8 protein-coding genes and 1 pseudogene are annotated in these 12,684 nt (G+C 60.8%); 5 read left to right on the top strand and 4 right to left on the bottom strand.

Features of this window, described 5'->3' with window-relative positions; translation table 11 throughout:
- Nucleotides 1-342: 342 nt before the first annotated feature.
- From E4021_RS09335 to E4021_RS09320, 4 genes and pseudogenes are all read right to left on the bottom strand, one after another.
- Complete coding sequence (locus E4021_RS09335) at nucleotides 343-669, bottom strand: hypothetical protein (protein WP_136458702.1); 327 nt, start codon at nucleotides 667-669, stop codon at nucleotides 343-345.
- Nucleotides 670-1,452: pseudogene (locus E4021_RS09330) on the bottom strand (RHS repeat-associated core domain-containing protein); the annotation flags it as partial.
- Between the two features lie 20 nt (nucleotides 1,453-1,472).
- Nucleotides 1,473-2,555: a mannose-1-phosphate guanylyltransferase gene (locus tag E4021_RS09325; RefSeq protein WP_246050262.1), complete on the bottom strand. Its 1,083-nt coding sequence runs from the start codon at nucleotides 2,553-2,555 to the stop codon at nucleotides 1,473-1,475.
- 276 nt (nucleotides 2,556-2,831) lie between these two features.
- A complete protein-coding gene (locus E4021_RS09320) occupies nucleotides 2,832-3,494 on the bottom strand; it encodes a transposase (RefSeq protein WP_136458698.1) in 663 nt (220 codons plus the stop codon).
- A gap of 226 nt (nucleotides 3,495-3,720) precedes the next feature.
- Here E4021_RS09320 and E4021_RS09315 point away from each other — a divergent pair, with 226 nt between their 5' ends.
- From E4021_RS09315 to E4021_RS09295, 5 genes are all read left to right on the top strand, one after another.
- Nucleotides 3,721-4,299 (top strand): RNA polymerase sigma factor, encoded by a 579-nt coding sequence (locus E4021_RS09315; protein ID WP_136458696.1) that lies wholly within the window; start codon nucleotides 3,721-3,723, stop codon nucleotides 4,297-4,299.
- A complete protein-coding gene (locus tag E4021_RS09310; RefSeq protein WP_136458694.1) occupies nucleotides 4,289-5,353 on the top strand; it encodes a hypothetical protein in 1,065 nt (354 codons plus the stop codon). The genes E4021_RS09315 and E4021_RS09310 overlap by 11 nt, the downstream gene beginning before the upstream one ends.
- Before the next feature lie 14 nt (nucleotides 5,354-5,367).
- Nucleotides 5,368-8,208, top strand: coding sequence for an ATP-dependent Clp protease ATP-binding subunit (locus E4021_RS09305; RefSeq protein WP_136458692.1), 2,841 nt, complete (start codon nucleotides 5,368-5,370; stop codon nucleotides 8,206-8,208).
- Between the two features lie 232 nt (nucleotides 8,209-8,440).
- Entirely contained in the window at nucleotides 8,441-8,923 is a 483-nt protein-coding gene (locus E4021_RS09300; RefSeq protein WP_136458690.1) for a DUF4199 domain-containing protein, read from the top strand.
- 298 nt (nucleotides 8,924-9,221) lie between these two features.
- Nucleotides 9,222-12,623, top strand: a complete 3,402-nt coding sequence (locus E4021_RS09295; RefSeq protein WP_136458688.1) for a HEAT repeat domain-containing protein — start codon at nucleotides 9,222-9,224, stop codon at nucleotides 12,621-12,623.
- Nucleotides 12,624-12,684: the final 61 nt, after the last annotated feature.

Genomic DNA, 12,684 nt, shown 5'->3' with positions numbered 1-12,684 from the left:
TGCTTTGTGGTATATGCTGACGCTCCGTGTCACGAGGTCAAATGTTTAGACTTGGTCTCGCTCACTTCGGCCCCCAAGTCGTTCGGTCGTATTCCGCGCCAAACCGGCCTTCGTTAAGCACGAAAGGCGACTCGCAGCGGAGCTGCATGGTCGCCTTTTGCTGCGCAGTACTTCGTGCTCGTGCCCGTCAACGTGACAGAAAAGAAGTCAAGAAGACCGCCCACCACGCAGTAGCAGCGAAGCTAATATTAAGCGCCACCGTCAACCCTCCTCACGTCGGGCTGCGTTGGCGCTGCTCATTGGGCGACAAGGGATGATAAACATGATAGTAAGTTGCAAAACTTACGGCACCTCTTTCCACTGGTTATTCTTTGAGCTGTATTGATATAATTCATCAAAACCAATCGTGAAGTATATCCGGTAGTCTGCACTGTCGAGAACTTCATAGTAAGGACCATTACCCATATTAGCCTGGTAATCAATATCGCTAAGCGACTGTGGCAACTTATTTTGTTCTACTCGATACCTCTCCACTAAGTCGACGATAACTTTTCCCTGACTTCTCATTTGACTAGTCTCCCTCCACTGTAACGCGAACAATGTAGCGACGACGAAAATAACTAAAGCTAGAAAAGCATTTAGCCACCCCCTTGCTTTTAAGTATTTCATCTATCGATTATCTTCAGTGTAAACAGGAGTTGTAGTTCTGTTCTGTCTAGAAGGAACATTTCTCTCTCCATCCATTTCTGGCAGTTGATCATAGTTTGGAGCATTCTCCGGATCTGTAGCTCCTAACACTTCATTGAGATACGAAAGGATCTGCTCTCCGAGTGTAGCATCACTATCTGGATCGAAGTAATTGGTGGCAAAATCGGCCCCAAACTTGTCGCTAGGTAAATCTTCATAGCTGTAAGCAGAGTGCCCTGCAACCCAGCTATCGCTAGCTTCTTGAGCAAAGCCATCTTGAACAGCTTCACCAACTGGATTCTCGTGTCCATCGGCTTTGTATTGATGGGCTTTCCCTGCATAAAACATGAAGTGAGCCATATCAACCCAGCCCCCTTTTTCAGTATAGATATACCTACCTTTTTTCTGATTGAAGTATCCCGTTTGAGTAGGTAGTGGGCGCATTTGTTTCCAGCTAAACTCGGTATTACCTAGGCTGCCGACATATCTATTTGCAGCTTGGCCGGTATATTGACCTACTTTACTGGGACTATTATCCAGCAACGCTTTGAATTGCGCTGCGGTACCCACAAAAGGCTTGATCGGCTCGCGACCATCTGGAGCAACTAGGTTGATCGGATTGCCCATCGTGTAGTTATAGGGACTCCATCCCGGCATTTTATCCGCCAGCGGATCGACCGAGGTCCACCTCGCAATACTCGGATCATACCACCGCACCTCGTACTTATAAAGCCCCAACTCCTCGTTCAGTTCCTTGCCATTATAGCGGTACCAACCTACCCCATCTAAACATACCGCTCCCCATGCTCCGCTTCGGCCTTAGCGCGAAGGGCCTTGATTTCCTGTTCGCGGTTGCGGGGATAGACGAGCAGGACGTCGCCCTCATCGATGATGAGGAGGTCATCGACGCCGCCCACTACTACGAGCTTGCCCTGGGGGCCGCGGATGTAGCTGTTGTGGGTGTCTTCGGTGATGATGTTGCCCGACAGGACATTGCCGTCGGGGTCTTTCTCCGTTTCGTGGTAGAGGGCGCCCCAGGCGCCGAGGTCGGACCAGCCGAACTGGGCGGGGATGGTGTAGATGTTCCGGGCGTTCTCCATGATGGCGTAGTCTACCGAGATGCTGGGCGTCTGGGGGTAGAATTCATCGATGAAGGACTGCTCTTCCTCGGTGTTATAGTAGTTGAGGCCCTGGCTCAGGAGGGCGTAGATCTCGGGGGCGTACTGCTCGTAGGCGTCCAGGATCGTTTTGGCGCGCCAGATGAAGATGCCGGCGTTCCAGAGGTAGTCGCCGCTGCTGAGGAAGGATTGGGCCGTTTCCAGGTCGGGCTTTTCGGTGAACCGTTTTACGCGGTAGACGTCTTCGGTGCCGGTTTGCTCGTCGATGAACTGGATGTAGCCGTAGCCTGTGTGCGGGGCGTCGGGAGAGATGCCGAGCGTGACCAGGGCGTCGTTTTCGGCCGTGAAGCGCAGGGCCTTGTTGATGTTGGCCGCGAAAAGGCCGTCGTTAACGATGAGGGCGTCGCTGGGGGCGATCACGAAGTTGGCTTCGGGATCGAGGTTGTGCAGCTTGAAGGCCGTGTAAGCCACGCAGGGCGCGGTATTGTTGCGGCTGGGTTCGCAGAGCACCTGTCCGGCGTCGATCTCGGGGATGTGTTCCAGTACGAGGTCCTTGTACCGGGCGTTGGTGACGATGTAGATCTTGTCGGCCGAGGTCAGCTTGAGAAAGCGCTCGAAAGTCATCCGCAGCAGGCTGCGACCGTCTCCGGCGATGTCGAGGAACTGTTTGGGCTTGTCTTCCCGACTGGCGGGCCAGAAACGGGAGCCGACGCCACCGGCCATTATGGCTACGTAGGTATGATTATCCATGGGGTACGATCTGCAATTGGCGCGAAAGGTACGCCACCCCGTACAATGCTGCCTCCCGGCAGCGCCAGTACAAAGCTGCCTCAGGCAGCGCTAGTACAAAGCGGCCTCAGGGCAGCGGCAGTAAAATGCTGCCTCCCGGCAGCGCCAGTACAATGCTGCCTCAGGCAGCGCTAGTACAAAGCGGCCTCAGGTCAGCGGCAGTAAAATGCTGCCTCCCGGCAGCGCAAGCACGATGCTGCCTCAGGCAGCGCCAGCATAACGCGACCTCCGGTCGCGCTAAGCCACCCGGCTCAAAATAAACGCCTCGTACAGCTCATCCGCCCACCAGTTGCCCGCCCACGACAGCGGCTCGTCCGTCAGTCCTGCCTTTACCGGATTATTCAGCACATACCACAGCACGTGCTCGAACCCACCCCGGCGTACCGTACGCGTGTACTCCTTTTCGGCCCAGACCCGCCGTCCCGGGGTGCCGTGAAGGCGGTTAAGCTGGGTGGCGGTGTACTTCTTATGGTTGCGGAGCAATTCGACCAGGGAGACCAGCTGATCCGCCGAGCGGTTCTCCAGGAGTACGTGGACGTGATTATCCATCACGCTGATGGCATAGATCCGCAGATTGTGCTGCCGGGCCAGGTGGTGCCAGGAATCTAAAACGATCCTTTTCGCGCTACTGCCGCACAGGTAGCGGGGCCCCGTCATGGCCGCGTCGAGCATGCGGTCGTAGTTGAGGTAGTGGTCAATTTCCGCCGCCCGGCAGGCTTCCAGGTATTCTTCGCGCAACTCTTGATCCGCGCGGCGACGGACCTGAGGATATTGCTCCTCCAGTCGCAACCGCTGCAGGCGGTGGCTGCTGTGGAGCTTCTGCAGAGGCAAGTTCGGAATGCTGCCGTACAGTCGGTAGGTGATGTGGGTGGGGGAGTTGGGGAGGTAGAGGGTGCGCATGGTGGGTGATTTTGGGTGTATAAATATAGGATTTGTTTTTTATTCTGTTGAAAACAACAATTAATTTTTTATTTGGCTTGGGTGGTGGTGGCTGTTGGGTAGGCCGCTTGGTACGGGCGCGGCCTGAGGCCGCTTTTTGCTGGCGCGGTCGGGAGACCGCATTGTACTTGCGCGGCCTGAGGCCGCATTGTACTGTGTGGTTGGAGGCCGTGTTTTACTTTGTGGTATGGCCAGTGAAGTCACGGACCTGGATCTTTTGCGCGCATTCCGTCGGCAGCCGGACGCCACCCGACTGCTGCCCCTGTACGAGCGCTACGCGGAACTGATCTACGCCTGGTGCCTGCGCTACCTGGGGACGCCACAACGGGCGGAGGACGCGGGTGCTGAGGTCTTCACCGTGCTGCTGGAGCAGCTGCCGCGCCACGAGGTAACCAACTTCCGATCCTGGCTGCAGACGGTCGTCCGCAACCACTGTCTGATGCAGCTGCGGCGGGAAAAGCGGGACCCGGTCCGGCAAGGTGAAGATCCGCTTGTGCATTTCGGGGCATGGCCGCATCAAGCAGAGGAAACAGCAGAAACGCCCCCGGATACCCGCCCCCTGCACCACTGCCTGAAGCAACTGAACGAGGCACAACGGCAATGCATCCGGCTGTTCTACCTCACTCCCGGCGAGAGCTACGCCAGCGTCGGGGAGCGCCTGAATCTAAGTGTGGGCCAGGTGCGTTCTCATTTACAGAACGGGCGCCGCAACCTCAAAATCTGTCTGGAAGGACGCCAAGCAACCATCGACCCACGTGTCAACTGAATCCACCCACGACGACGAACTGCTGCGCCGCTACCTCAGCGGCGCACTGACCGCCCCGGAAGAAGCGGAGCTGGCGCGCCGTGCCGCCAGGGATGAGGGTCTGCGGGAAGCGCTCGCCGGACTCACCCAGGCACCGGAAGCCGACCACCGCGCGCGCATCGACGCCATGGTCGACCGGGTACGCCCCAAAGCGACCGTGCGCCGGATCGGCTACACGCGCTACGCCGTGGCCGCTACCCTGCTGGTTTTGCTGGCTACGGCCGCCCTGCTGTTGCCGCGCTACTTCGGGCAGCCGGAGGAGATCACGGCCATGACCGAAGCCCTGGACACCGAAACCACACCCCCCGCTCCCCAGGCCGCGCCCCCGGCACCCGCGCCCCGCCGCCCATCGGAATCGGAATCCGCCCCGGAACAGGCAACCGCCCCCGCCGCCCGCGAAGCCGACGCGCCGACCACTTACAATCCCGCGCCCGCCGCCAGAAAGATGAGCGCCCCACCCCCCGCCGCCGGACTCACCGGCCGCGTGATCGGCGACAAAGGCGAAGGCCTGGCGGGAGCGGAAATACAAACGGCACAAAACGGAAATGAAGTGCGAACCGACAGTGCGGGCCATTTCACCCTGGCCGACGTACGGCTGCCCGTAGAGCTGGTGGTCGGACTGCCCGGCACCCGGAAAGACACCCTCAGCGTGCGCGAAGACGACGCCGCGCTCCTCATCGACCTCGAACCCCTGTCGGTCGCGGCTGACCGATCGGCCAATGGCATGATCCGGGCGGCAGCGGCGGCGCCATTGGTCGAGTCAAGTGATGCCGCGGACTATGCGGCCTTGCGGCAGTACCTCGCTGACCATCGCCCCGCCGACGTACCCGCCGGCAACGTAAACCTGAGTTTCGTGGTTACTACGGACGGCCGCCTTACCGATCCGCAATTTCGCGGCCCTGCCGACCCGGCCACCCAGGAATACGTGCGGCGCGCACTCGTCGAATCTCCACCCTGGCGGGTGGTGCCAGAGCAGGAAGCGGTGCGCGTTTACGTTACCTTGCGATTTGAATAGCTTATACTAGCCACATGACTTACGAAAACTTCACCACCAAAGCACAGGAAGCCATCATCCAGGCCCAGAAGATCGCCAAGGAGATGGACCAGCAGCAGGTGGATACGCCCCACCTCCTGGCCGGCATCATTACGGTGGACGAGAGCGTGGCCGACTTCATCCTGAAAAAGGTCGGCGTAGGGCTGCCGGAAGTGCGCCGCGAACTCAAGCAGATCCTGCAGGACTACCCCCGCGTGAAGGGGCAATCGAAGCAGTACCTCACCGGCGACGCCAACCGCGCCCTGAGCCGCGCCAAGAAAATGCTCGTCGATTTCGGCGACCAGTACATCAGCATCGAACTGATGATGCTCGGCATCATCCAGGGCGCCAGCGACAAGGGAGCCCGCATCCTCAAGGACCTGGGCGCCACCAACGACGGCATCCGCGGGGCCATCGAGGAACTGCGCAAGGGCAAGACCGTTTCCGACCCCTCCAGCGACGACACCTACAACCTGCTGCAGAAGTACACCGTCAACCTCAACGAGCGGGCCGAAAGCGGCAAACTCGACCCCATCGTGGGCCGCGACGAGGAGATCCGCCGGCTGCTGCAGATCCTCAGTCGCCGCAAAAAGAACAACCCCCTGCTCATCGGGGAATCCGGCGTAGGCAAGACCGCCATCGTCGAGGGCATCGCCTGGCGCATCGTGAAAGGCGATGTGCCCGAGAGCCTGCGGCAGAAACGCATTTTCGTGCTCGACATCGCCGGAATGCTAGCCGGGGCCAAGTACAAGGGCGACTTCGAGGAACGGCTCAAGGGCGTAATCAAGGAAGTGAACAACAGCAACGGCCAGTACATCCTCTTCGTCGACGAGATCCACACCCTGATCGGGGCCGGCGGCGGCAACGGGGCCATGGACGCCGCCAACATCCTCAAACCCGCCCTGGCGCGGGGCGACCTGCGCACCATCGGAGCCACTACGCTGGATGAGTACCAGAAATACTTCGAGAAGGACAAGGCGCTGGTGCGCCGCTTCCAGACCGTGCGCATAGAGGAGCCCAGCGTGGAGGACACCGTGTCCATCCTGCGCGGCCTGCAGGAACGCTACGAAGTGTACCACAAGATTGAGATCCTCGACGAGGCGCTGGTCGCCGCTGCCGAACTGAGCAACCGCTACATCAGCGACCGCTTTCTTCCCGACAAGGCGATCGACCTCATTGACGAGAGCGCCGCCCGCCTTCGACTGGAGCTGGACAGCGTGCCCGAAGAGATAGACGAATGGGACCGCCGTGTACGCCAGCTCGAGATCGAGCGCGAGGCCATCAAGCGAGAGAACAGTCTGCCCAAGCTCCAGATCATCGAGGAGCAGATCGCCAACGCCCGCGAAAAGCGCGACAGCCTCCGTGCACGGTGGCGCAACGAGAAGGAACTCGTGGACCAGAGCCAGAACATCAAAAAGACCATCGAGGAACTTGAGCACGAAGCCGCCCGCGCCGAACGCAACAGCGACTTCGAGACCGTTGCCAAGATCCGCTACGGCCAGTTGCAGGACCTGAAGCGGCAGCTCGCCGCGGCCGACAAGGAACTGGAAAACCTGCCCGACGAGAAACGTTTCACCAACGAAGAGGTGACCGCCAACGACATCGCCGAGGTGGTGGCCCGCTGGACGGGCATCCCGGTACAGCGGATGCTCCAGAGCGAACGCGACAAGCTGCTGTTGTTGGAGGACGAGCTCCATAAGCGGCTGATCGGGCAGGAGGAGGCCGTCCACGCCGTTTCGGACGCCGTGCGCCGCAGCCGCGCCGGGCTACAGGACGAGAACCGCCCCATCGGCAGCTTCATTTTCCTGGGGCCCACCGGCGTGGGCAAGACCGAACTGGCCAAAGCCCTGGCCGAGGTACTCTTCAACGACGAGCGCGCCATCACCCGCATCGACATGAGCGAATACCAGGAGCGCCACACCGTGAGCCGGCTGGTGGGCGCGCCTCCGGGTTACGTAGGCTACGACGAGGGCGGACAACTCACCGAGGCCGTGCGGCAGCGACCCTACTCCATCGTGCTGCTCGACGAGATCGAGAAGGCCCACCCCGACACCTTCAATGTACTGCTGCAGGTGCTCGACGATGGCCGCTTGACCGACAACCGCGGTCGGGTAGCCAATTTCAAGAATACCATCATCATCATGACCTCGAATATGGGCTCGGATACGATCCTGGAGAATTTCGAGGACCTGGCCCACGTCGACGACCAGCACCGGCAGCAAATCATCGAAACCACCAAGGAGGAGGTATTCGAGACCCTGCAGCAGAATCTCCGCCCCGAGTTCCTCAACCGCATCGACGAGCGCATCATGTTCACCCCGCTCACCCGCGAGGAGATCAAGCAGATCGCGCGGCTGCTGCTTCGCAAGACCGAAAAAATGCTGGCGCGCCAGGGCATGGTGATCAAGATCAGCGACCGCGCCCTGGGCTGGCTGGCGGAACGCGGCTACGACCCCCAGTTCGGCGCCCGCCCCATGAAACGGGTGCTGCAGGCCGACCTGGCAGACACCCTATCCAAGGACCTCATCGCGGGCAAGTTCATCGCCGGGGATACCATCTACGCCGACCTGGGCAACGATAAGCTGGAATTCAGCAAGGAGCCCTTCCCGGCTACCCCGGCGGCGGGCAGCAGTCCGGAAGACACCGCCGAGGCCGAAGCCGTCGCCCGCGAGAAGTCGGCCGCCGACCAGACCGAGCACAAGAAGACCCGCCGGCGCGGCAAAAAGAAGCCGGAAGATGAGGAGGGGGAAGACTCCGCGCCCGAAGGCACCGTTGACGAGCTCAAACAGGCCACCCAGGACCTGCTGGACGCTACCGAGCAAGCCAAGAAATCGTAACGCTGGCGGGCTCCTGACCCTTCCACAATCGCCGCGGATACCACCCCGCAGTTTCTTCACGCCGTCGCGTTTGCAGAGGTGGGCAGAAAATCAGGCCGCCTTAAATGAGGATAACCAGCCCGACAAGCGCACTCGCAAACTGATCGGAAAATCCCCTGTATGGTCAAACAATATTTTGGGTTGAACTAAGTATACACAATTGAAGTTGGATACTTTGTTCAATTGCAAAATTATGAAAACGATCGCGCTCAAGTATGGCCTGTATTTTTTCGGTGGGTTGGTGGCCATATTCCTACTGAGTTACCTGCTGGGCTTTGCGGCAAATTACCAGCTGAGGGTGGTGAACGGTGTCCTGCACATGGCCATACTGTATTACGGCATCAAAGAGCTACGCATCAAACAACCCGACACCCACCAGAACTACGTTAGCGGCGTGGCCCAGGGGCTGTACATCGGTACGGTAGGCACCGTCGCCTTCGCCATCTTCCTCCTCCTTTTCCTGATCGCCGACGATGGCCTTATGGCCGACCTACAGGCCGCTACGCCACTGGGTACCGCCCTCACCCCCATAACCGCCAGCGTATTTATCATAATGGAGGGAATCGCCGTTAGCCTGATTGGTTCTTACCTTCTCACCCGCTACGTGGATGCCCGTCTGGAGAAAAAGGCGGGGGCAGAGAACGCCTACACGAGTCGGGGAACCTTGGTGGGATAATCACTCCTTGCGGACTTCCGACCCCTGGCGTGAAGCGGAGTGCCGGTCTTAATCAGGATACATTCCGCGGCAGAGGGTGAGCTAAAGTTTTCCCTGCTGCCGGGAGCCGTCTGTCCAAGGCCTCCCCGAGGTTACCGAATGGGCCAAAAAACCTTCCGCGGGCGGCGGCGCGCGGGTGCCGGGGCAAGCGGAGAATCGCCGTAATGTGTCAATTTGACAACTTTACCGCTTTTTCCCCTTTCCGGACCGGAAAGTTGGGGGTCACCCGCTATCTTTAGCGACCGATTAACCCCCGATCATGCAAAGACTGTTCCCCCTGTTTTTAGGCTTGATGACCTTGGCCTACTGTTCCCAGCAACCCGAAAAAACCGACCCGATCTATCCCGTACGGGCCGTTGAGATCGACCCCGCTGCCGCGGCCGACCTGGCCGGCAAGATTCGCGCCGAAAGCAACATTCAACTGGAGGACGACCTCGAGCTCACCCTCTGGGCCAGCGATACGCTGGTCAATGATCCGGTAGCGATAAGCGTGGCCCCCGACGGAAGGATTTACTACACCAGTGCAACCCGCCAGGAAAACTCCGAATTCGACATCCGCGGTCACCGCGACTGGATGACGGCCTCGATCTCCTTTCAATCCGTGGAGGACCGGCGCGCCTTCCTGCGCAAGACCTTCACCGAAGGCAGCGAAGAATCGGAGCGCTTCCTGAAGGACCTCAACGGCGACGGCAAGCTCGACTGGCGGGACCTCACCCACGAAAAGGAGGAAGTCTGGTTCGTGGAAGACCGCAGCGGCGACGGCGTGGCCGACCGCGCGCAGCTGTACCTCGAAGACTTCAACGAGGAGATCACCGACCTGGCCAACGGCGTGGAGTACCACGACGGGGAGGTTTACATCTCGGTGGGTCCGGACCTCTGGCGCACCCGCGATAAGGACGGCGACGGGATTGCCGACGAGAAGGAGTCGCTGAGCCACGGCTGGATCGTCCATATCGGATTCGGCAGCCACGGCATGTCGGGCGTCACCGTCGGGCCCCAGGGCCGCATCTGGTGGGGCGCGGGCGACGTAGGAATGAACGTCATCGACAAGGACGGCAAGGAACACAAATACCCCAACCGCGGTACCGTCGTCCGCTGCGACCCCGACGGCAGTAATTTCGAGGTATTCGCCATGGGACTGCGCAATACCCACGAGTTCGTCTTCGACGACTACGGCAACCTGATCTCCGAGGACAACGACGGCGACCACAGCGGGGAAAGCGAACGGCTGGTCTACCTGATCGACGGATCGGATACCGGCTGGCGGATCAACTGGCAGTTCGGCAAATACACCGACCCCGACAACAACGACTACAAGGTGTGGATGGACGAGCGCATGTACGAACCGCGCTGGGACGGGCAGGCCGCCTACTTCCTCCCCCCGATCCAGAACTACGTCAACGGCCCCACCGGCTTTGTCTACAACCCCGGCACCGCCCTCGGGCCCCAGTATTACAAGCACTTCTTCGTCGCCGAATTCCGCGGTAACCCGGCCAATTCGCCCATTCACGCCTTCACCCTCGAACCGGAGGGGGCCGGCTTCAAACTGGGAACGACCAAGGAAGTGGTGTCTGGACTGCTGCCCACCGGACTCGACTTTGGGGTGGACGGAGCGCTATACTTCGGCGACTGGATCAACGGCTGGAACCCCAAAGGAGAGGGCCGGATCTGGAAACTCGACGTCCCGGGCGGCGCGGATTCGCCCATTCGGCAGGAAACCAAGCGATTGCTGACCACCGACGTGAGCAAGGTCTCGCTGGATTCCCTGCAGCTGATGCTCGCCCACCAGGACCAGCGGGTGAGGCGGAATGCCCAGTTCGAGCTGGTCAAGCGCGGCGACGAGGGATTCGACGTCCTGCTGGCCACCGCAAAGAACAACACCAACCAACTGGGCCGCATCCACGGCATCTGGGGGGTCGGGCAGTTGGCCCGCCAGGACGCTGAACGGGCAAAGGCCTTAGTGCCCCTGTTGTCCGATAAGGATTCCGAGATCGTGGCCCAGGCCATCCGCATGATCGGCGACGTCCGCTACAAGGGTGCTGGCCGGGAGCTGATCCAGGCCCTTAACCACCCGGAGCCCCGGGTCAAATTCATGGCGATCGAGGCCCTTGGGCGCACCGAGAACAAAGCCGCCGTGGAGCCCATCCTCGCAGTGCTGGAGGAGAACGACGGCCAGGACATCTACATCCGGATGGCCGGCATGATCGCTCTGGGCCGTATCGGAAACGTGGAAGCGATGGTGGCCCTGAAGGACAATCCCTCCCGGGAACTGCGCACCGTAGCAGTGGTGGCCCTGCGTCGGATGGAGTCGCCCGAAGTGGCGGAGTTCCTGACCGACCGCGACGAATACATTGTCGCCGAGGCCGCCCGCGCGATCAACGACGACTACTCGATCGACGAAGCGCTGCCGGCCCTCGCCGCGACGCTCGACGAAGCTCGCTTTACTTCCGAACCCCTCGTTCGCCGGGCCATTAACGCCAACCTCCGGGTAGGGGGAGAGGAAAGCGTGCAGCGCCTGGTGCGCTACGTGCAGCGCAGGGATGCTCCCGCCGTCCTGCGGGCCGAGGCACTTTCTACACTGGCTACCTGGGGCCACCCCTCGGTCCTCGACCGGGTGGACGGCCGCTACCGGGGTGAGTGGAATCGCGACTCCACCGTGGCCTCCAAGGCGATCGCCCCCGCCATCGCGCAGTTGATGTCCGGCGGAAGCGAGGAAGTAAGGGTAGCGGCCATCCAGGCCGCAGGCCGGCTCGGGTTATCCGAGACCATCCCCCAACTGACCAAACTGCTGGAGCGGGATCGCACCCCGGCCGTGCGCATCGCGGCCCTGAACGCCCTGAACAATCTTGATGCCCCCGATCTGGACCGCAGCCTTGAAACCGCCCTGGCGGCCCGCGACGGCAACCTGCGCGCCCGCGCCCTGGAGATCCTCCCCAGTTCCGGCATTCCGCAGGAACGCTCCATGGAGCTGTACGATAAGGTCATGAAAGGGGGTACCATCGTCGAGCAACAGGCGGCCCTGCAGGGACTGTCGGAGATGAAGGGCGAGGCTTCCGCCCAACTCTTTGCCCGCCTGCTGGAGCGCCTGGAAAAGGGCAACATCCCGACGGAAGTCCGACTCGATCTCGCCGAGGCCGTTGAGCAGCACGGAGATCCCAAGCTCAATGCCCTGCTGACCGATTACGCGGGTGAGGTCGACAGCGACCTCGGGCTCTACGCCTTGGCGCTGGAAGGGGGCGATGTACGCCGCGGACGGGACATCTTCTACCGCGACGAGGCGGCGCAGTGTGTACGCTGCCACGCCGTATTCGAATACGGGGGCAACGTAGGCCCCGGTCTGGAAGGAATCGCCGAGCGACTCACCCACCGGCAGATGCTGGAGGCCCTGATCCGCCCCAGCGCCCGGCTGGCCCCCGGCTACGAGACCGTATACCTGACCCTGAACGACGGCACCGCCACCGCGGGAATCGTGATGGAACGCACCGAGGAAGCCATCAAGATCAAGGTAGGTAAGGAAGACATCCAGACCATCCCCCGCAGCCAGATCGCGGAGGAGGAAACCCTGCCGTCCAGCATGCCCAGTATGGAAGAGAAACTGACGCGTCGGGAGATCCGCGACCTGGTCGCCTTCCTCGGCAGCCTCGACGGGAACGATACCTAAACGCATACCGGCAAGCCGGCACCTTCAAGAACCCGGCGCGTGCTCTCCCGTTACCAAAGGA

It is taken from the genome of Neolewinella litorea (assembly GCF_004803465.1).
Taxonomy (GTDB): Bacteria; Bacteroidota; Bacteroidia; order Chitinophagales; family Saprospiraceae; genus Neolewinella; species Neolewinella litorea.
Note: the sequence above shows the minus strand (reverse complement) of the source record. Positions and strands in the feature narration are given on the sequence as shown.

Bases quoted from the DNA above. Each gene is read 5' to 3' on its own strand.
- E4021_RS09335 (WP_136458702.1), bottom strand. From the start codon at position 669: ATGAAATACTTAAAAGCAAGGGGGTGGCTAAATGCTTTTCTAGCTTTA.
- E4021_RS09295 (WP_136458688.1), top strand. From the start codon at position 9,222: ATGCAAAGACTGTTCCCCCTGTTTTTAGGCTTGATGACCTTGGCCTAC.
- E4021_RS09325 (WP_246050262.1), bottom strand. From the start codon at position 2,555: ATGGATAATCATACCTACGTAGCCATAATGGCCGGTGGCGTCGGCTCC.
- E4021_RS09315 (WP_136458696.1), top strand. From the start codon at position 3,721: ATGGCCAGTGAAGTCACGGACCTGGATCTTTTGCGCGCATTCCGTCGG.
- E4021_RS09305 (WP_136458692.1), top strand. From the start codon at position 5,368: ATGACTTACGAAAACTTCACCACCAAAGCACAGGAAGCCATCATCCAG.
- E4021_RS09300 (WP_136458690.1), top strand. From the start codon at position 8,441: ATGAAAACGATCGCGCTCAAGTATGGCCTGTATTTTTTCGGTGGGTTG.
- E4021_RS09320 (WP_136458698.1), bottom strand. From the start codon at position 3,494: ATGCGCACCCTCTACCTCCCCAACTCCCCCACCCACATCACCTACCGA.